The organism is Variovorax boronicumulans NBRC 103145, assembly GCF_001591345.1.
Lineage (GTDB): Bacteria > Pseudomonadota > Gammaproteobacteria > Burkholderiales > Burkholderiaceae_C > Variovorax > Variovorax boronicumulans.
In genome coordinates, this window is the sequence record NZ_BCUS01000249.1 from 1 (window position 1) to 2036 (window position 2036).

Here is a 2036-nt window from a genome sequence, read left to right on the forward strand (position 1 = left end):
GACATCGCCGTGCTGCAGCGCGTGCGCGCCCAGCTGCCGATGGCCACCTCGGCCGCGCTGCTCGGCGGCATCGCGCGCTTCTTCCGCCAGCGCGGCGAAGGCCGCATGGCGCCGCGCCCGGCGGCGCTGCTGCCGCAGATCGATGAAGCGCTGGCGGCGGTGCTCGCCGCGCGCGACACCTCCACCGCCTCGCGCGCCGCCGTCACCGCGCTGGTCGGCCTGCGCCGCAACCTGTTCCCCGACGCACCGCCTTCGCTGGCAGGCGTGTCTTCTTCTTCACCGCAAGGAGCTTCCGCATGATCGGCGAAGCCAGTTTCTACGGGCTCTACGTGCCCTGGCTCATGCTGCTGGCCGGCGCCGCGCTACTCGCCCTGTGGGGCGTGCGCCGGCTGCTCGCCGCCACCGGCCTGTACCGCTGGGTGTGGCACCCGGCGCTGTTCGACATGGCGCTGTACCTGCTGCTGCTGTACGGCCTGAGCCGCCTCACGGCGCACCTGCAATGACGCCCGCCACGACAACTCAAACAACACAGAGATTTCCATGAAAGCCAATCCCTTCGCAGACAACCCCCGGGCGCAGAGCCTGCTGCGCGTTCTCCTCACCGTGGCCGTGGTGGCCGCCGCCGTCTGGGCGGGCTTTCGCCTGTGGGACCACTACGAGCTCGCGCCGTGGACGCGCGACGGCCGCGTGCGTGCCAACGTGGTCCAGATCGCGCCCGACGTCTCGGGCCTCGTCACCGCCGTGCCGATCCGCGACAACCAGCCGGTCGCCGCCGGCACGCTGCTGTTCGAGGTGGACCGCGCGCGCTACGACCTGGCCGTGCGCCAGGCGCAGGCCGTGCTCGCCGCGCAGCGCGCCGTGAGCGCCCAGGCCCAGCGCGAGAACGCGCGCAACACGGGGCTCGACGAGCTGGTGTCCAAAGAGTCGCGCGAACAGACCCGCGCCCGCGTCGAGCAGGCGCAGGCCGCCGTCGCGCAGGCCGAGGTGGCGCTCGACTCGGCGCGCCTCAATCTGCAGCGCGCCGAAGTGCGCGCGCCGGCCGACGGCCTCGTCACCAACCTCGACCTGCGCCAGGGCAGCTATGCCGCCGCCGGCCGGCCGGTGCTCGCGCTGGTCGATGCGCAGTCGTTCTACGTCGAGGGCTACTTCGAAGAAACCAAACTGCCGCGCATCCACCTGGGCGACCGCGTGCGCGTGACGCCGATGGGCGGCGGCGCGGTGCTCGAAGGCGCGGTCGACAGCGTGGCCGCCGGCATCGCCGACCGCGACCGCTCCACCAGCGCCAACCTGCTGCCCAGCGTGAACCCGACCTTCAACTGGGTGCGGCTGGCGCAGCGCATCCCGGTGCGCGTCAAGCTCGACCCGCTGCCCGAAGGCGCGCGCCTCGTGGCCGGCCAGACCGTCACGGTGCAGGTCCTCGAACACGACGCGGCCCACGCTGCCGCCGCACCGAAGAAGGGATGACCGCCATGACCCGCTTCGCCTTTCGCATGGCTTCGCTCGCGGTCGCGGCCGGGCTCGCGGCCTGCGCGGCGGTCGGCCCCGACTACCGGCAGCCGCCCGAGGCACTGGCCAGCCAGCCCGCTGCCGGCAAGCCGTTCGCCGAAGCACCGGCCCATGCCGCGCCGCTGCCCGCGCACTGGTGGCGCCTGTACCACGACCCGCTGCTCGACCGGCTCGTCACGCAAGCGCTCGCGCACAACACCGACCTGCGCCAGGCCGTCGCCAACCTCGAGCGCGAACGCGCCATCGAAACCGAAGTGGCCGGCGCCAAGTACCCGACGATCGGCGTGAACGGCGGGCCGTCGTTCGGCCACGTCTCGGGCCTGTCGCTGCTGCAGAAGGGCTACGAGCCGCCGAACACCTTCAACTACAGCGCGGGCGCGTCGCTGTCGTACCAGGTCGACCTGTTCGGCCAGATCCGCCGCGCCATCGAGGCCTCGGCCGCCAGCAGCCAGGCCGCCGAAGCCGCGCTCGACCTCGTGCGCGTGAACGTCGCGGCCGGCACCGCGCGCGCCTACGCCGAAGCCTGCTCG

At 73.0% G+C, this 2036-nt stretch carries 3 protein-coding genes and 1 pseudogene; all 4 read left to right on the forward strand.

Annotation, left to right across the window (positions count from 1 at the left end):
- Nucleotides 1–300: pseudogene (locus VBO01S_RS32970) on the forward strand (FUSC family protein); the annotation flags it as partial.
- Entirely contained in the window at nt 297–503 is a 207-nt protein-coding gene (locus tag VBO01S_RS31300; RefSeq protein ID WP_062483051.1) for a DUF1656 domain-containing protein, read from the forward strand. The pseudogene VBO01S_RS32970 and the gene VBO01S_RS31300, both read left to right, overlap by 4 nt.
- A 37-nt stretch (nt 504–540) precedes the next feature.
- Nucleotides 541–1464, forward strand: a complete 924-nt coding sequence (locus VBO01S_RS31305; protein WP_062483053.1) for an efflux RND transporter periplasmic adaptor subunit — start codon at nt 541–543, stop codon at nt 1462–1464.
- Nucleotides 1461–2036, forward strand: a 576-nt coding sequence (locus tag VBO01S_RS31310; RefSeq protein ID WP_169805120.1) for a TolC family protein, incomplete at its 3' end; no start/stop codon positions are given. The genes VBO01S_RS31305 and VBO01S_RS31310, both read left to right, overlap by 4 nt.